Source organism: Kitasatospora sp. NPDC005748 (genome assembly GCF_040630735.1).
Taxonomy (GTDB): Bacteria; Actinomycetota; Actinomycetes; order Streptomycetales; family Streptomycetaceae; genus Kitasatospora.
Window position 1 is genome coordinate 26313 of record NZ_JBEXYD010000067.1, and the last position, 16157, is coordinate 42469.

Below are 16157 nucleotides of genomic sequence, written 5' to 3' on the forward strand. Positions count from 1 at the left end.
CGATGCCCCGGCACGGCGGAGCGGGCGGCCCACCCGGCCGCCCGCTCCGCCGCACCCGGCTCCCGGCTCCCGGACCGGCGCTACCGGCCCGCGAGGGCGTGCACGAACCTGGCGGCGTCGATGGTGCCGAGCCCGCTGGCGAGGTCGTAGCCCTTGGCGGCCCGGTAACCCGTCACCGTGTCCCAGGAGTTGTCGCCCGCCGTCACGTCGACCAGGCCGCTCCACTGCTGCGGGAGCAGGGCGAGGCCGTAGAGCCGCCCGTTGAGCTGGCCGAGCCGGCGCCCGGCGAGCTGGTCGGCGAGCGCGACGACGCCGGAGAAGATCGGGGTCGCCTCGCTGGTGCCGCCGGTGATGTGCCAGCCGGCCGTCGCCGGGTCGTAGGACTCGTACGTCCAGGCCGCGCCGTCGACCGCCGCGCTCATGCTGAGGTCGGGCGTGCCGCGGTGGTTGCCGGTGACGCGGGCGACGCCGGCCTGGTACCAGGGGCGTGCGAAGACGGCGGAGGTCCCGCCGCCGCCCGCGCCCCAGTTGTCGTGCCAGACCTGGTCGGGGGCGGTCCGCCGGCCCGCGTCGTCCAGGCTGAGCCGGGTGCCGCCGACGGAGGTGACCAGCGGGTCGGCGGAGGGCCAGGAGTTGACCCTGCCCGGGTAGAGGTCCTCACCGTTGGCCTGGTAGTCGGTGGCGCCGGTGTCGCCGGAGGCGGCGAGTACGGTCACGTCGTGTGCGGCGGCCTCCTGGAAGGCGTACCGCAGGTCGGTGAGCGAGCTGAAGTCGCCCTTGTCGAAGCCGGGGAAGGTGTTCTCGGTGGCGCCGAAGCTCTGCGAGATCACATCGGCGCGGCCGGACTTGATGAGGGCCTTCTCGGCGTCCATCATCTCGGGCAGCCCGGTCGTCCCCTCGGTCTCGGAGACGCCGGTCTCGACCAGGATGATGTGCGCGCCGGGGGCGACGGCGTGGGCGTACTCGACGTCGAGGGTGCTCTCGCCGGCCCAGCCGGTGTGATCGGGGTTGGTCGGGTCGAAGACCGGGACGTCGCCCCACTTGACCACCTCGACCTGGGTGTCCGGGATGCCCCACTGCTTGTCGAAGACCTCCAGGTCGTGCTGGATGGTCGGGGAGCCGAAGGAGTCGACGATGACGATCGTGCGGCCCTTGCCGGTGATGCCCTCGCGGTACAGCGGGTCGAGGTTGTAGGCGGTCCGGTACTGGAGCGGGGAGTAGCAGTGGATGCCGATCTGGCTGACGCACTGGGAGGTGGGCAGGGGTGCGTCCCGGCCGGCGGCGCTGAGGTGGCCCGTCGAGGCGGGGCGGACGTGGACGCCCGCGAGGCCGGCGGCGGCCGCCGGGTGGACGGCCGGGACGCCGAGCGTGCCGGCCGTCAGGGCGGTGGCCCCGACGGCGAGCAGGGCCAGGGCACGGCGGAGGGTGGCGGGGCTGCCCATGGGACTCCTTGGGACGCAGGGCCCGACCTGGACCGGTCGGGTCGGTCCGGCCATCCCATCGACAGCAGCATGATCATGCCATAGTCATTCCGTACCCGTCGGCATGCTCGCGCAGGCCACCGGAAAGGGTAAAGGCCGTCCCAGGTGAAGGTAACCCACCACCTGGGACAGCCATCTGACGAAACGTCAGGAGATCTCAGCGTGCCCCACCGTTGACGTACAGCGTCTGCCCGCTGACGTAGGAGGCGTCCTCGCTGGCGAGGAAGGCGACCACCGAGGCGATCTCCTCCGGCCGGCCGACCCGCCGCAGCGGCGTCCGGGCGGAGACCTCCGCCTGGTGGTCCTCGGCCGTCGCGCCGACCCGCTCGGCGGTGGCGGCGGTCATCGCGGTGGCGATGTAGCCGGGGGCGACGGCGTTGACGTTGATGTTGAACGGACCCAGCTCGATCGCCAGCGTGGCGGTCAGGCCCTGGATGCCCGCCTTGGCGGCGGCGTAGTTGGCCTGGCCCCGGTTGCCGAGCGCCGAGCGCGAGCTGAGCGAGACGATCTTGCCGTACTTCTGGGCGGTCATGTACTTCTGCGCCACGTGGCTGCAGTTGTAGGCGCTGGTCAGATTGACCGTCAGCACCGCGTCCCAGTCGGGCCTGGTCATCTTGAAGAAGAGGTTGTCCCGGGTGATCCCGGCGTTGTTCACCAGGATGTGCACCCCGCCGAAGTCCCCGGCGACCTCGGCGAAGACCGCCTCCACCGCGTCGTAGTCGGCCACGTCGCAGCCGTACGCCCGCGCGGTGCCGCCCTTGGCGGTGATCTCCTCGACCGTGCCGGCGGCCCGCTCGGCGGTCAGGTCGACCACCGCGACGGCGGCCCCCTCCTCGGCCAGCAGCCGCGCGGTGGCCGCGCCGATGCCCTGGGCCGCACCGGTGACGACGGCGACCTTTCCTGCGAAACGGGTCACGACAACTCCTTCGACTTCGACTGCGATGGGAACTGCGCCTGCGACTGCGCCCGCGACCGCGAGGTCGGCCTCGCGGTCGGCCTGGATTCGGAGGATGGGACGGCGGCCGGCGCTCAGGGGGATTCGACCAGGACGGCGGTGCCCTGGCCGACTCCGACACACATGGTGGCCAGCCCGCGCCGGGTGCCGTTGCGGCGCATCCGGTGCAGCAGGGTGGTGAGGATCCGCGCGCCGGAGCCGCCCAGCGGGTGGCCGAGCGCGATCGCCCCGCCGGTCGGGTTGACCAGCTCGGGGTCGAGGCCCAACTGGTCGACGCTGGCGAGCACCTGCGCGGCGAAGGCCTCGTTGAGCTCGGCCTCCTCCAGGTCGGCGACGGACCAGCCGACCCGGCCGAGCGCCTTGCGGGTGGCGGGCACCGGGCCGATGCCCATCACGTCCGGGTGCACCCCGGCCGAGGCGCCGGCCACGTACCGGCCGAGCGGCCGCAGGCCCAGCTCGCCCAGAACCTCCTCGCTGACCAGCACCAGGCCGGCCGCCCCGTCGTTCATCGGCGAGGCGTTGCCCGCCGTCACCGTGCCGCCCGGGCGGAAGGCCGGCTTCAGCCGGGCGAGCTTCTCCGGGCCGGTGTCCTCCCGGATGCTCTCGTCCTGGTGGACGGTCACGCCGTCCGGCCGCTCGACCGGGACCAGCTCGGCGTCGAAGTGGCCGTCCTTGCGGGCGGCGGCGGCCAGCCGGTGGCTGCGGAGCGCGAAGGCGTCCTGGCGCTCCCGGGTGATGCCGTGGCGGGCGGCGACCTCCTCGGCGGTCTCGCCCATCGAGAGCACGCCGTGCAGCTCGGCCATCCGCGGGTTGGTGAGCCGCCAGCCGAGCCGGGTGTCGAAGGTCTCGATCCGGTGCGGCAGCGCCTCGTCGGGCCGGGGGAGGACGAAGGGGGCGCGGGTCATCGACTCGCAGCCGCCGGCCAGCACCACGTCGGCCTCGCCCGAGCCGATCGCCCGGGCGGCCTGGGTGACGGCCTCCAGGCCGGAGGCGCAGAGCCGGTTGACGGTGGCGCCGGGGACGCTGTCGGGCAGGCCGGCGAGCAGCACGGCCATCCGGGCGGCGTTGCGGTTGTCCTCGCCGGCCTGGTTCGCGGCGCCCCAGTAGACGTCGTCGATCCGGGCCGGGTCGAGGGCGGGGACATCGGCGAGCAGGGCGCGCAGCACGGTGGCCGAGAGGTCGTCCGGGCGGACCGTGGCGAGCGCTCCGCGCAGCCGGCCGATGGGTGTGCGGCGGGCTGCGGCGAAGTAGACAGGACGCACGTCGTCGGGCTCCTTATCCGGTGGGGTTGTCCGGTGAGTGGCGGTCAGAAGGCGTTGACGCCGGTGAGCGAACGCCCGATGAGCAGCTTGTGGATCTGGCTGGTGCCCTCGTAGAGGGTCATCACCCGCGCGTCGCGCAGGTACTTGCCGACCGGGTACTCGTCGATGAACCCGTAGCCGCCGAAGACCTGGAGCGCGTTGTTGGCGGCCCGGACGGCGGCCTCGCTCGCGTAGAGCTTGGCGACGGAGGACTCGGTGGCGAACGGCAGGCCGCGCTCGATGTGGTCGGCGACCTTCCAGGTGAGCAGCCGGGCGGCCTCGACGTCCACGGCGATGCCGGCGAGCAGCTCCTGGACCAGCTGGTGCGAGGCGATCGGCCGGCCGAACTGCTCGCGCTCGCCGGCGTAGTGGACGGCGGCCTCCAGGCAGGCCCGGGCGATGCCGACGCAGCCGGCCGCCACCGACATCCGGCCCTTGGCCAGGGCGGCCATCGCCACCGTGAAGCCCTTGCCGAGCTCGCCCAGCCGGGCCCCGTCGGGGACGCGGACGGCGTCGAAGGCGAGTTCGGCGGTGGCCTGGCCGCGCAGGCCGAGCTTGCCGTGGATCTCGGTGCGGGTGAAGCCGGGCAGGTCGGTGGGGACGAGGAAGGCGGTGATGCCCCGGTGGCCCGGTCCGCCCGTGCGGGCGAAGACCAGCGCGACATCGGCCCACGTCCCGTTGGTGATGAACATCTTGGCGCCGCTGATCAGCCAGTCGTCGCCGTCCCGGACCGCCCGGGTGGTCAGGTTGGCGGCGTCCGAGCCGGTGCCGGGTTCGGTGAGGGCGAAGCAGCCGAGCGACTCGCCGGAGGTGAGCCGGGGCAGCCAGTGCCGCTTCTGCTCCTCGGTGCCGTAGCCGTTCACCGACTTGGCGACCAGGCCGAGCGAGACCGAGACGATGCCGCGCACGGCGGAGTCGCCCCGGCCCAGCTCCTCCAGGGCCAGGCAGTACGCGAGGTGGTCGCCGCCGCTGCCGCCGTACTCCTCGGGGATGGTGAGGCCGAGCAGGCCGATGCCGGCGAGCTTGCCGATCACCGCCCGGTCGACGGACTCGGCCCGGTCCCAGGCGGCCGCGTGCGGGACGATCTCGCGGTCGGTGAAGGCCGCCGCGAGGTCCCGGAGGGCGGCCTGCTCCTCGGTCAGCTCCAGATTCATCGCGCCACCTCGTCGGGCTCCGGTAAACTAGCGGTGCAAGTTTTACCGGGACTGTAGCCCCGACCGGGCCGCGCTGGGAAGAGGCGCCTGCCAGAATCGGTCCTCACCCCACTCGACCGGAGGAACCGCGACGATGGCCCGCCCGCGCACACCCCTGCTCAGCCGCGAGCTCATCGTCGCCACCGCGCTGCGGCTGATCGACGCCGAGGGGCTGGACGCCCTCTCCACCCGCCGCCTGGCCACCGAGCTGTCGGTCAGCGGGCCGTCGCTCTACAACCACGTCGCGACCAAGGACGAGCTGCTGGACGCGGTGGTGGACAGCGTGATGGGGGAGGTCGACCTGTCGATGTTCACCGCCGGCGCGCCGTGGCCGCGGGCGCTGCGCGACTGGGCCCGCTCCTACCGCGCCGCGCTGGCCGCGCACCCCAACATCGTCCCGGTGCTGGCCCAGGGCCCCGGCCGCCGCCCGAACGCGCTGCGGCTGGCCGACGCCGTCTTCGGCTGCCTGGTCGAGGCCGGCTGGCCGCGCGGGCAGGCCACCCGGATCGGCGCGCTGATGCGCTACTTCGTCACCGGCTCGGCGCTGGCCTCCTTCGCGGCGGGCTTCCCCGAGGACGCCGGGCTGTACGACGCCGCCGACTACCCGCACCTCGGCGAGGCCCACCGGCTGGCCGAACACCGGGGCGCGATCGACGAGGGCGCCTTCGAGACCGGTCTCGAAGCGCTGCTCGACGGGCTGCTGCTCCGGTACGAGCGGACGGTCGACGGGGCGGCGCCGCGGCCTCACCAGGGCTCGCGCGCCACGAAGGCGGGGCGCAGCGACGGGTCCACCGGGTCGTAGTAGCGGTGGTAGACCGGGGTCAGCCCGCCGGAGACCGGCGGCACGATCCAGCTCCAGTCGGCGGGGGTGGGCCGGCCGAGCCGCTTCTCCTGGGCGATGTGCTTCAGGAACCGCTCCGACTCGGTGTGGTGGTCGGCGATCGTCACCCCGGCCTCCTGGAACGAGTGCAGCACCGCGACGTTGAGCTCCACCAGCGCGCGGTCGCGCCAGAGCGTGCGGTCGCTGGAGGTGTCCAGGCCGAGCCGGTCGGCGACGGTCGCCAGCATGTCGTACCGGTCGGCGTCGGCGAGGTTGCGGGCGCCGATCTCGGTGCCCATGTACCAGCCGTTGAACGGGGCGGTGGGGTAGCGCACGCCGCCGATCTCCAGCGTCATGTCGCTGATCGCGGGCACCGTGTACCAGCGCAGGCCGAGCTCGGCGAACCACGGGTGGTCGGGGTGGCTGAGCTCGACCTCGGGGGTGGTGTCGTCCGGCAGTTCGTACCACTCGGGGCGGGCGCCGGGCCGCTCCTGCACCAGGAGCGGCAGCACCTCGAAGCGCTCCTCGCCGCACTTCCAGCCGAGGTCCCGGGCGCGGGCCGCCAGCCGCGCGCCCGCCGGGTCCCCGACGAAGCCGTGCCCGGTGGTCCGGCCGGCGTAGCGGACCAGCTGCTGGTTGAGAATGCGGGCGGCCGGGCGGCCGGGCCGGTCGGGGGCGAACACCGAGATCACCGGGCGGATCCGGCCGCCGTTGGAGGCCACCCGCAGGTGCTCGAAGCACTCGGTGGCGATGTCGTCGGCCGAGGCCAGGTGCCGCAGGTCCCGCACCACCAGGCTGCGCCAGTACAGCCGGCCGATGCAGCGGGCCGCGTTGCGCCAGGCGAGCCGGGCGCCGTAGGCGAGTTCGGCAGGGGTGTGCTGGTAGGTGCCGGTGCGGTCGATCTCGTCCAGGACCGCCAGCACCCGCCCGGTCGGGTCGCCGGCGCCCGGCTGCTCGCGGTGGAACTGGCGGACGAAGTCGGCGGCCGCGTCGGGGTCGGTGAAGGGCTCGGCGAGCGGCTGGGCCGAGGGTCCGGTGAACGCCTCGCCGAACGGCTCTGCGAGCGGATCGGTGCGGAGACCGGCGAACGGATCGGTGCCGGTGGGGCGGTCGGCCACGGTGGGCCGCCCCGGGGTGGTCCGCCCGGCCTCGGCGCGCCCCGGGTCGACGAGGTACCGGACGCCGGTGCCGTGCACGGTGGTGGGCAGGGGTTCGGGCCCGTGCGGCGGCTCGGCGGCCGGGTGGGCGTGGGCGAACGGGCAGCCGCCGCTCGGGGCCGGCACCGCGGCCGGCGTCGGAGCCGGTGCGGGGCGACGGGTCGGGCGGGTGCTGCGGGTGCGAAGCCGGTTGAAGATCAAGGACACATCCCTCCTGCCGAACAGGAGTACCGGAGGTAGGCGCCCCGCCGCAGAGAGTGAACGATTCGGCCCCCGCACCCGCGCCGAGGGCGCTAGGGTGCGGGGGCCGAAGGTCCGACAGTCGGATCAGCCCATGTCCTCCAGGCGGACGCCCTTGGTCTCCTTCATGTACTTCGCCACGAAGACCAGCGACAGGGCCGCGAAGCCCGCGTAGACCAGGTAGGTCGCCGACAGGTTCCAGCGCGAGAGCGAGGGGAACGACACGGTGATCGCCCAGTTGGCGATCCACTGCGCCGAGGCGGCGACGGAGAGCGCGGCGGCCCGGATCCGGTTGGGGAACATCTCGCCGAGCATCACCCAGACCACCACGCCCCAGGACATCGCGAAGAAGAGCACGAAGGCGTTGGCGGAGATCAGCGCGACGGTGCCCTGGAGGTCGGGCAGGGCGACGTCGTCGCCGGTGCCGGTGGCGGAGGAGAACGCCCAGCCGCAGGCGGCCAGCGCGACGGCCATCCCGGCCGAGCCGATCAGGGCGAGCGGCTTGCGGCCGATCCGGTCCACCAGCAGGATCGCGACCACGGTGCCGAGGATGTTGATGACCGAGCCGATGAAGCTGATCAGCAGCGAGTTGCTCTGGTCGATGCCGACGGACTGCCAGAGGATCGACGAGTAGTAGAAGATCACGTTGATGCCGACCAGCTGCTGGAAGACCGAGAGGCCGATGCCGACCCAGACGATCGGCAGCAGGCCGAACCGGCCGCCGAGCAGGTCGCCGAAGCGCGGCCGGTGGTCGGAGGCGATCAGGCCCTGGATCTCGGCGATCCGCGCGTCGGTGTCGGCGCCCTCGCCCTCGACCTCGGTGAGCACCGTGCGGGCCTCGTCCAGCCGGCCGGCCGAGATCAGGTAGCGCGGGGACTCGGGGATCATCGAGGCGAGCACGAAGTAGACGGCGGCCGGCACGACGCAGATGCCGAGCATCCACTGCCAGGCCTCCAGACCGAGGAGCCGGCCGCGGGTGTCGCCGCCGGCGGCGTCCGCCAGGACCCAGTTGACCAGCTGCGAGATCGCGATGCCGAGGACGATCGCGGCCTGCTGGAAGGAGGCCAGCCGGCCCCGGTAGCGGGTCGGCGCGACCTCGGCGATGTAGGTCGGGGCGATCACCGAGGCGATGCCGATGGCCGCGCCGCCGAGGACCCGCCAGCCGGCGAGGTCCCAGGCGGCGAACGGCAGCATCGAGCCGACCGCGCTCACCGCGAAGAGCAGCGCGCCCGCCTTCATCACCTTGATCCGGCCGTACCGGTCGGCGAAGCGGCCGGCCAGCGCGGCGCCCACCGCCGAGCCCAGCAGCGCGGACGAGACGATCAGACCGGTGACGCCGTCCCCGACGCCGAACTTCTCCTGGATGCCGGAGACGGCGCCGTTGATCACGGAGCTGTCGTAGCCGAACAGGAACCCGCCGAGGGCCGCGGCGGCGGTGATGAACACGACGAAGCCGAGGCGGTCGGAGGATCGAACCTCCGCCGCCACGGGCTCCGAGGGCTGCTGGGTGACGCTCACGATCTTGACTCCTGATACTCAACGCTGAGCTTGGTAGCCGCGATCGTAACCCGTCAATGTTCAAGTGTTGTACGTGGGATGCCCGACAAGTCCCCTTGCCTATTAGTAAAGTGAACTGTCAAACCGGTTCGGCCACCGGCGAGGCCAGGGACAGCCCGAACCGGCCCTCCTCGTCCGTCCACCAGTGGCTCAGCCGCAGGCCGGCCGCCGCCAGCTCCTCGGCCACCCGCTCCCGGCGGAACTTGGCCGACACCTCGGTGCGCAGCTCCTCGCCCTTCTCGAAGTGGATCGGCAGGTCCAGCGCGGGGATCTTCACGGTCTGCTCCTGCAGCGAGCGCAGCCGCATCTCGATCCACTCCCGCTCCCGGTCCCAGAGCGCCACGTGCTCGAACGCGGTCGGGTCGAAGTCGGCGGACAGCTCCCGGTTCAGCACGTTGAGCACGTTCCGGTTGAACTCCGCCGTCACCCCCGCCGCGTCGTCGTAGGCGGCCACCAGCACCTGCGGGTCCTTGACCAGGTCGGTGCCGAGCAGCAGGAAGTCACCGGGGTCGAGCGCGGCCCGCAGGCGGCGCAGGAAGACCGCCCGCTCGGCGGGGAGCAGGTTGCCGAGGGTGCCGCCGAGGAAGGCGACCAGGCGCGGCCCGCCCTCCGGCGGCAGGCCGAGCCGGGCGGTGAAGTCGGCGAGCACCGCGTGCACGGACAGTCCGGGGAAGTCCAGGGCCAGTGCCTCGCCCGCCCCGGTCAGGGCGCTCTCGCTGACGTCCACCGGGACGTAGCTGTCCAGCGTGCCGAGGTCGCGCAGCGCGTTCAGCAGCAGCCTGGTCTTCTCCGAGGAGCCCGAGCCCAGCTCCACCAGCGTGCGGGCCCGGGTGGCGGCGGCGATCTCGCCGGCCCGGTCGGTGAGGATGGCCCGTTCGGCGCGGGTCGGGTAGTACTCGGGCAGCCTGGTGATCTCCTCGAACAGCTCGCTGCCCCGGGCGTCGTAGAACCACTTCGGCGGCAGCCACTTGGGATCGGCGGTCAGCCCCTCGCGCACGTCGTGCCGCAGCGCGGTGCTGAAGTGGTCGGCGGGCAGCAGTCGGGTGAGATCAAAGATGCTCATGGCAGATGGATCCTCTGTTCAAAAAGTGAAGGTGAGAGGAGCGAGAGAGATTTCAGAGCGGGCGGACCACGACGCCGTCCGGGCTGGCCAGCAGCAGCGAGCGGTCCGGGACGACGGTCCAGTCCGGGTGGTCGTCGTAGGGCTCGGAGGCCACCAGGACGCCCGCACCCGGCAGGCTCCGGTGGTGCAGCGTGTCGCCCCAGGCGGTGGCGGCGATCGCCCGGCCGTCGGTCAGCAGCAGGTTGAGCCGGCCGGTGGTGTGCGCGGTCACGTCCGCGACCGCGCCGGCCAGGGCCTCGCCGAGGCCCGCGCCCGCGCGCAGCCGGTGCAGCGCGAGGCCCCAGAGCAGCGCCGAGTCCGTCCGGGCCGGCAGCTCCAGCAGCTCGGCCGGGGAGAGCCGCCCGGCCGCCGCGTCCAGCTTGTCCGGCCAGCCGGCCACCGCGCCGTTGTGGCTGAACAGCCAGGGCCCGGCGGCGAACGGCGCGGCCGCGTCCTCGCCCGCCGCGCAGCCCTCGGTGGCCGAGCGGACGGCCGCCACCAGCGCCCGGGTGCGGATCACCCGGGCGAGGTCGGCGAAGGAGGCGTCCGCCCAGATCGGTCCCGCCCGCCGGTAGCGGGCCGGGGTCGGATCGCCGTCCGCGTACCAGCCGAGGCCGAAGCCGTCGGCGTTGACCGTGCCGTACTGCTGCGCCCGGGGAGCCCAGGACTGCCGGTAGAGCCCGAACGGCGGCTCCACCAGCAGCTCCCCGGGCGTCACCGGGGCGCCGAGGTAGGCGAGGTGGCGGCACATCAGCCGGCCGCCACGTCGGCCGCGGTGCGGAACCCGGCGAAGATCTGCCGCCGGACCGGGTAGTCCCAGTTGCGGAACGTGCCGCGGCAGGCCACCGGCGCGACCGCGAAGCAGCCGCCGCGCAGCACCTTGTACTCGGGCCCGAAGAAGACCTCCGAGTACTCCCGGTACGGCCAGGCCCGGAAGCCGGGGTAGGGGTGGAGGTCACTCGCCGTCCACTCCCACACGTCGCCCATCAACTGCCGTACGCCGTAGGGGGACTCGCCGGCCGGGTAGCTGCCGGCCGGCGCCGGGCGCAGATGGCGCTGGCCGAGGTTGGCGTGCTCCGGGGCGGGCGGGCCGTCGCCCCACGGGTAGCGGCGGGAGCGGTCGGTGGCCGGGTCGTGCCGGGCGGCCTTCTCCCACTCCGCCTCGGTCGGTAGCCGCCGCCCCGCCCAGCGGGCGTAGGCGTCCGCCTCGTACCAGCTGACGTGCAGCACCGGCTCGTCCTCGGGGACGGGCTCGACCGTGCCGAAACGGCGGCGCAGCCACTGGGCGCCCTCGCGGTGCCAGAACAGCGGGGCGGTCAGCCCGGCCCGCTGCCGGTGCTCCCAGCCCTCGGCCGTCCACCAGCGCGGGTCGTCGTAGCCGCCGTCGGCGATGAACCGCAGATAGGCGCCGTTGGTGACCGGCGTGGTGTCCAGCCGGAAGGCCGGCAGGTCGATCCGGTGCGCCGGGCGCTCGTTGTCCAGCGCCCACGGCTCGGTGTCCGTCCCCATGGTGAACGGGCCCGCGGGGACGAGCACGTCGGCGGGCAGCGCCGCCGCGTCCGCCGGGGCGGGCGGCGGCGGGGGAGCGGCCAGCGCGGGCTCGCCGCGGCGCAGCTGGTGGGTGACCAGCATGGTCTCGTCGTGCTGCTGCTCGTGCTGGGCGATCATGCCGAAGGCGAAGCCGGCGTCGAGCAGCGGAGCGCCCTCCAGCGGGCTGGCCTCCAGCAGGTCGAACACCCGGCCGCGGACTTCGTGCGCGTAGGCGCGCGCCTCGGCCGGCGGCAGCAGCGGCAGGCTGGGGCGTGCGGCGCGCGGGTGCTCGAAGGCGTCGTAGAGCGGGTCGATCTCCGGGCGCATCGGCTCCCGGCCGCCGATGTTGCGCAGCAGCCAGAGCTCCTCCTGGTTGCCGATGTGCGCGAGGTCCCAGACCAGCGGGGACATCAGCGGGGAGTGCTGGGCGGTGAGGTCGTGGTCCTCGACGCAGTCGGTCAGCGCGGCGGTGCGGGTCCGGGCGGCCAGCAGCTCGGTGGCGATCGCCTCGCGCAGGGCCGCCGGGGGCAGGCCCTCGGGGGACGGGCCGGCCGGCGGGGCGGGGGAGGCCGCGGGCGCAGACCCGGGGCCGGTCGCCCCGGCGGTGCGGGAGCCGGTCGGGCGGGCGTCGTCGATCATGGTGCGGCCTCCTCCGGGGGAGTGCGTCGGGTGCCGGAGCGCAGGGCGTCCAGCTGGTCGTCGGCCGGGCAGCGGCCGCGCGCGGGGTAGCGCTCGGCGAACTCGGCGACGGCGGTGCGCAGTCGCTCGGCGCCGGGCAGGCGTCCCAGCGCGGCGTCGGCGGCGGCGAAGCAGGCGAGGGTGGCGCGGCGCAGCGCGGGATCGGCGACCGCCAGGGTGGCGGCCCGGCGCCACGCGTCGCTGCGCGGCGGGAGCGGCCCGGTGGCGCTCTCCAGCGGCTCCAGCGCGGCCAGCGCCGCGTCGGCGGCCTTCGGGTCGTCCAGCAGCGCGGTCACCAGTGCCGCGGGGACGATCCAGCCGTCGCCCGGCTGGGCGTCGATCATCCGCAGCTCCAGGTGGCCGTGCGGGCGGACTGGCGGGAACAGCGTGGTGCGGTGGTAGTCCAGGTCGGCGAGGGTCGGCGGGCGTTCGCCGCCGCCGCGCAGCCAGTCGAGGAAGGTCAGGCCGGCCGGCGCCGTCCACGGCAGGCCCTCGGGGCGCCGGATGCAGAGCACCTCGGCGTCCAGCACGTACCTGGTCCAGGCCTCGCGCGGATCGCCGTGGTCGGGCGCCGGGGCGAGCGTGCGGGTGGGATCCATCCGGGACCAGACGATCTGCCGGGTGGACCGGTGCCCGGTGGGCTTCCCGTCCAGCAGGGGGGAGTTGGCGAAGGCGGCGACCAGGACCGGACCGAGCTGGTGGGTCAGGCGCCAGCGCCGGTCGAGCGCGTGCGGGCCGTCGGCGGCCCCCGCGTCCAGGCAGACCTGCACGGAGGCGGTGCCGGTCATCATGATCCGGCCCCAGGGTCCGGCGGAGTCGAAGAACCGTTCCATCGCGAGATAGCGGGGGTGGTCCAGCACCATCGTGCGGGGACGGGCCAGGGGGTCGGTACCGGTGCCGGTGAGCCGCAGACCCTGGGCCGCGAAGGCGGCCCGCAGGGTGGCGAGATCACGGCGGGTGTCGTCGACGCAGGCGACGATGCCGTCGGCGGGCGGGGAGCTGAGCTCGACCTGTCCGCCGGGTTCGAGGGTGAGGCGGGCACCGGACGGCAGGACCGTCCCGTCGGCGCCGCCCAGTGGCAGTGACTCCAGTGCGGCGTGCAGCCGCTCCGGTAGCACGGGGCCGGTCGGACATCGGTCGTCGTGGACGAACCACTCGACCTCCACGCCGACCAGCCGGGGCGGCCCGATCTTGAAGCAGACGCCGGCCATGTGGCGGCGCGCCGTCGACTCGGTGAGCGGGGTGACGCTCCCGGTGGGCGGATCGGTGCCCTGGCGGTCGGTCGGGCTGGTCGGGCTGGTCGGGCTGGTCGGGCGAACGGGTATCACCGGACTCACCATCCTCGGGATCACGATTGCGGCCCGGTCTACCCTGCCCAGTCTGCTACGGACCATGCCGGGGCGCTCCGCAAACATCTGGTGAAGAGAGGTCGTCGCAGGTCAGAGGCGGTGCAATCGGGTGATACCGGGATTTCGGAGCCGTTCCAGCCTGCCCACGGCCGCCGCCAGCGCGGGCTCCGGCAGGGCGTAGTTCAGCCGCAGCGAGCCCTCGCCGCCGGGGCCGAAGTCGTCGCCGTCGGAGGACTCCAGGCCGCACCGCTCCAGCAGCGCCGCCCGGGCGCCCACGGGCGGTAGGCCGAGCGCGGCGGCGTCCAGCCAGAGCAGGTAGGAGGCCTCCGGCGCGGAGCGGACGGCTTCTCCGAGCACGCCGGTCAGCCGGTCCCGGGCGGCGGCCAGGTGGTCCAGCAGCGCGTCCAGCCACGGGCCGCCGTCGCGCAGCGCCGCCTCCTGCACCACCTGCTCCAGCAGCCCGCCCTCCCACAGGCCGTACCCGGCCATCACCTCGGTGAGCCGCTCGCGCAGCGCCGCGTCCGGCACGAGCGCGAAGCAGCTGGGGATGCCGGAGGTGTTGAAGGTCTTGCCGACCGAGTTGAGGGTGACGGTCCGATCCCGGTGGGGGCCGGCGACCGCGACGGCCACCGGGTGGCGGTGGCCCGGATGGGTGAGGTCGCCGTGCACCTCGTCCGAGAGCAGCACCCCGCCGCCCCGGGCCGCCGCCTCGGCCAGGGCGCGGACCTCCGCGGCGGTCCAGACCCGGCCGGACGGGTTGTGCGGGCTGCTCAGCAGCACCGCCCCGGCCCGGTGCCCGGCGAAGGCGTCCAGCGGTAGCCGGTAGCCGGCGGCGTCCCGGGCCAGCGGCAGCTCCCGGTGGGCCACTCCGGCGGCCCGGCAGATCTGGGCGAAGCCGCCCCACTCCGGCGCCGGGAACAGCACCGGCCCGGTCGGTCGCACCGCCTCCAGCAGCAGCCGGACGGCGGTGCGCGGTCCGAACGGCAGCAGCAGCACCCACGCCGGGTCGATCTCCACCCCGTGCCGGTCCCGGTACCAGCGGGCCACCAGTTCCCGGCCGGCCGGGTCGCACACCGTGTACCCGTACGCCGGGTGCCGCGCGCGCCGGCCCAGCGCCGCCGCGACGGCCGGCGGGCCGGGCAGGTCCATGTCGGCCAGCCCCATCGCGATCACGCCGGCCGCGCCGGCCGTCCGGGCCCACTTGCTGCTCCCGGTACCGGTCCGGTCGAAGGCCCGCCCGAAGAGCCGGTCGGGGGCGTGGCCGGGGTCGTGGCCGAGGTCGTCCGACGGGGTCGTCATGGCGGGCGCCTCCCGGGCGGCGGTGGGGGTCGGTCCCGGGCCACGCTAACCGCCCGGGCGGGGCCGGTCACCAGGGCGCGGGCGGGCCGCCACCGGCACCGGCCCGCGTCCCGAGGAGCGGTCGGCAGGGGCGCGGCCGCCCGGCGGGGCCGTACGCTGCGGGACGGCTGCGACCGGGGACGCACGGGGACACCCGGAAAGGGCGGGACCGATGGGACTGGTGGGACTGCGAGGACGGGCGGGCCGGGCGGCGCCCGCGGCGGACCGGGGCGGGCCGGACGACGAGGTCACGCTGTTCGTGGCCCGGCGGGTCGAGCCCGGTCACGAGGAGGCGTTCGAGCGGTGGGCGAAGGGGATCCTCGCCGCGGCCGCCGGGCACGAGGGCAACCTCGGCACCGGACTGCTGCGCCCGGCCGGGCCGGACGACCCCTGGCACCTGCTGCTGCACTTCCGTGACGGCGGGGCGTTCCGTTCCTGGCAGGCCTCGCCGGCCCGGGCGGCCTGCTTCGCCGCGGCGGACGGGCACCACCACGAGGTGCACCGGCACGAGATCCTCGGGATGGAGGGCTGGTTCGCCACCACCCGGTCGGCGGCGAAGGGCCGCCCGCCGGTGCGCTGGCGGATGGCGGTCGCCTCCACGGTGGCGATCGCGCCGCTCACCGTCACCTCCGGGCTGCTGCTCACCCCGCACCTGGCCGGCCTGCCGGTGGCGGTCCGCGCCCTGGTCACCGCACCGCTGATCAGCGCGCTGATGACGTACGCGGCCCTGCCGGTGGTCACCCGGCTGCTGCGCGGCTGGCTGTTCGGTCGCACCGACCGGGTCTAGGTGTCACGCCGGGCGGTCGGCCGGTGTGCCGCCCGCCCGGCCGCCCGGGTCCCGGCGGGCCAGGTGGGCGGCCAGGCCGCGGTGGCCGCGGCGCATCATGACGGCGTGGTTGGCGCGGAACACCGGGTGCAGCGGCACGGCGAGGCGCCGGAGCAGCGGGCGCCCGGGCCGGGCGTCCTCCTCGAACAGGGCGCGGGCGCCGGTGCCGTCCGCCCCGACCGTCCAGCGGGACCAGCCGACCAGGTCGCCCCGCATCGCGACCTCCAGCCCGCCGGCCACCGGGTCGCGCCGCACCACGGTCAGCCCGATCACCAGCCGGTACGGCAGCAGTGCCCGGACCACCGCCTCGCCGTCGTCCGGGCCGAACCGCCGCACCGCGCGGATCTCGGGCCACCAGAGCGGGTAGCCCGGGACGTCCTCCAGCGCGGCGTACACCGCGGCCGGCGGCGCGGCCAGCCGCCACACGTGGCGGAACCGGTAGTGGTTGAGGTCCACGGCCGAACTCTAGGGCCTCCGGCCCGGCCCCGGGGGTGGACCTCCGGTGACCGGCTCCACCGACCCCGGGGCCGGGGGAGCCCTAGGTGTACTGACCACGGAGGTTGGTGACGGGGCTCACGGCGTGGTGATCTTGAAATGAGTGAGGGCCTTCTGGCTCGGTGTGGATTGCGA

Annotated in this window: 14 protein-coding genes; 2 read left to right on the top strand and 12 right to left on the bottom strand. The window is 74.6% G+C overall.

Going from position 1 to position 16157, the window contains the following annotated elements:
* Positions 1–80: 80 nt before the first annotated feature.
* The 4 genes from ABZ495_RS31470 to ABZ495_RS31485 form a co-directional block, all read right to left on the bottom strand.
* Positions 81–1442, bottom strand: a complete 1362-nt coding sequence (locus ABZ495_RS31470) for a S53 family peptidase (RefSeq protein ID WP_359839261.1) — start codon at positions 1440–1442, stop codon at positions 81–83.
* A 196-nt stretch (positions 1443–1638) separates the two neighbouring features.
* Entirely contained in the window at positions 1639–2397 is a 759-nt protein-coding gene (fabG, locus tag ABZ495_RS31475) for a 3-oxoacyl-ACP reductase FabG (RefSeq protein ID WP_329490658.1), read from the bottom strand.
* A gap of 113 nt (positions 2398–2510) precedes the next feature.
* A complete protein-coding gene (locus tag ABZ495_RS31480) occupies positions 2511–3698 on the bottom strand; it encodes a thiolase family protein (protein WP_359809933.1) in 1188 nt (395 codons plus the stop codon).
* 44 nt (positions 3699–3742) lie between these two features.
* On the bottom strand, positions 3743–4891 hold the full coding sequence (locus ABZ495_RS31485; protein WP_359809935.1) for an acyl-CoA dehydrogenase family protein: 1149 nt from the start codon (positions 4889–4891) through the stop codon (positions 3743–3745).
* A gap of 133 nt (positions 4892–5024) precedes the next feature.
* On the opposite strand from ABZ495_RS31485, the gene ABZ495_RS31490 reads away from it, so the two are divergent.
* Positions 5025–5732, top strand: coding sequence for a TetR/AcrR family transcriptional regulator C-terminal domain-containing protein (locus ABZ495_RS31490; protein ID WP_359839263.1), 708 nt, complete (start codon positions 5025–5027; stop codon positions 5730–5732).
* Here ABZ495_RS31490 and ABZ495_RS31495 read toward each other — a convergent pair.
* From ABZ495_RS31495 to ABZ495_RS31525, 7 genes are all read right to left on the bottom strand, one after another.
* Positions 5675–7114, bottom strand: a complete 1440-nt coding sequence (locus ABZ495_RS31495) for a nitric oxide synthase oxygenase (RefSeq protein ID WP_359839265.1) — start codon at positions 7112–7114, stop codon at positions 5675–5677. The genes ABZ495_RS31490 and ABZ495_RS31495 overlap by 58 nt on opposite strands.
* A 120-nt stretch (positions 7115–7234) precedes the next feature.
* Complete coding sequence (locus tag ABZ495_RS31500) at positions 7235–8665, bottom strand: sugar porter family MFS transporter (RefSeq protein WP_359839267.1); 1431 nt, start codon at positions 8663–8665, stop codon at positions 7235–7237.
* A 118-nt stretch (positions 8666–8783) separates the two neighbouring features.
* Entirely contained in the window at positions 8784–9767 is a 984-nt protein-coding gene (gene egtD / locus ABZ495_RS31505; protein ID WP_359809941.1) for an L-histidine N(alpha)-methyltransferase, read from the bottom strand.
* A 52-nt stretch (positions 9768–9819) separates the two neighbouring features.
* Positions 9820–10557, bottom strand: coding sequence for an ergothioneine biosynthesis protein EgtC (egtC, locus tag ABZ495_RS31510; RefSeq protein WP_359839269.1), 738 nt, complete (start codon positions 10555–10557; stop codon positions 9820–9822).
* Positions 10557–11975, bottom strand: coding sequence for an ergothioneine biosynthesis protein EgtB (egtB, locus tag ABZ495_RS31515; protein ID WP_359839271.1), 1419 nt, complete (start codon positions 11973–11975; stop codon positions 10557–10559). Before egtB ends, egtC begins: the two co-directional genes overlap by 1 nt.
* Positions 11972–13342 carry an ergothioneine biosynthesis glutamate--cysteine ligase EgtA gene (gene egtA / locus ABZ495_RS31520; protein WP_359839273.1) on the bottom strand — a complete coding sequence of 457 codons (1371 nt, stop codon included), beginning with the start codon at positions 13340–13342 and terminating at the stop codon, positions 11972–11974. The genes egtB and egtA overlap by 4 nt, the downstream gene beginning before the upstream one ends.
* A 111-nt stretch (positions 13343–13453) precedes the next feature.
* Positions 13454–14662 carry an aminotransferase class I/II-fold pyridoxal phosphate-dependent enzyme gene (locus ABZ495_RS31525; RefSeq protein ID WP_359839274.1) on the bottom strand — a complete coding sequence of 403 codons (1209 nt, stop codon included), beginning with the start codon at positions 14660–14662 and terminating at the stop codon, positions 13454–13456.
* A 211-nt stretch (positions 14663–14873) separates the two neighbouring features.
* Here ABZ495_RS31525 and ABZ495_RS31530 point away from each other — a divergent pair, with 211 nt between their 5' ends.
* The gene (locus ABZ495_RS31530) at positions 14874–15488 is read left to right on the top strand and encodes an antibiotic biosynthesis monooxygenase (protein ID WP_359809949.1); all 615 of its coding nucleotides are present in this window, start codon (positions 14874–14876) and stop codon (positions 15486–15488) included.
* Between the two features lie 3 nt (positions 15489–15491).
* On the opposite strand, the gene ABZ495_RS31535 is transcribed toward ABZ495_RS31530, so the two are convergent.
* On the bottom strand, positions 15492–15983 hold the full coding sequence (locus ABZ495_RS31535; protein ID WP_359839276.1) for an SRPBCC family protein: 492 nt from the start codon (positions 15981–15983) through the stop codon (positions 15492–15494).
* Between the last annotated feature and the right edge of the window lie 174 nt (positions 15984–16157).

Excerpts from the sequence above, each read along its gene's own strand:
- ABZ495_RS31470 (WP_359839261.1), bottom strand. The coding sequence starts at position 1,442 with ATGGGCAGCCCCGCCACCCTCCGCCGTGCCCTGGCCCTGCTCGCCGTC.
- egtC (WP_359839269.1), bottom strand. The coding sequence starts at position 10,557 with ATGTGCCGCCACCTCGCCTACCTCGGCGCCCCGGTGACGCCCGGGGAG.
- ABZ495_RS31530 (WP_359809949.1), top strand. The coding sequence starts at position 14,874 with ATGGGACTGGTGGGACTGCGAGGACGGGCGGGCCGGGCGGCGCCCGCG.
- ABZ495_RS31525 (WP_359839274.1), bottom strand. The coding sequence starts at position 14,662 with ATGACGACCCCGTCGGACGACCTCGGCCACGACCCCGGCCACGCCCCC.
- egtB (WP_359839271.1), bottom strand. The coding sequence starts at position 11,975 with ATGATCGACGACGCCCGCCCGACCGGCTCCCGCACCGCCGGGGCGACC.
- egtD (WP_359809941.1), bottom strand. The coding sequence starts at position 9,767 with ATGAGCATCTTTGATCTCACCCGACTGCTGCCCGCCGACCACTTCAGC.
- ABZ495_RS31485 (WP_359809935.1), bottom strand. The coding sequence starts at position 4,891 with ATGAATCTGGAGCTGACCGAGGAGCAGGCCGCCCTCCGGGACCTCGCG.
- ABZ495_RS31490 (WP_359839263.1), top strand. The coding sequence starts at position 5,025 with ATGGCCCGCCCGCGCACACCCCTGCTCAGCCGCGAGCTCATCGTCGCC.